Origin of the sequence: Trabulsiella guamensis ATCC 49490 (assembly GCF_000734965.1) — a bacterium.
Taxonomy (GTDB): Bacteria; Pseudomonadota; Gammaproteobacteria; order Enterobacterales; family Enterobacteriaceae; genus Trabulsiella; species Trabulsiella guamensis.
Genome location: NZ_JMTB01000263.1, coordinates 1 through 237, shown reverse-complemented (window position 1 = coordinate 237; position 237 = coordinate 1). Strand labels below are relative to the sequence as shown.

1 pseudogene is annotated in these 237 nt (G+C 58.6%); it reads right to left on the bottom strand.

The features are described 5' to 3' along the window. Positions 1-237: pseudogene (locus GTGU_RS26300) on the bottom strand (hypothetical protein); the annotation flags it as partial.

Below are 237 nucleotides of genomic sequence, written 5' to 3'. Positions count from 1 at the left end.
TGATGCCGGTGCCGCGCAGGTCGAGCGAGCCGCCCACGGTCAGATTGTCCGGCAGCGCGGTGATGCCGGTGCCGCGCAGGTCGAGCGAGCCGCCCACGGTCAGATTGTCCGGCAGCGCGGTGATGCTGGTGCCGCTCAGGTAGAGCCTGCCGCCCACGGTGATGCTTCCATTATCTGCAATAGTATATTTAATGCAGTTACGGTCAAGAATTCTGATTAATTTATTAATTATCGCGC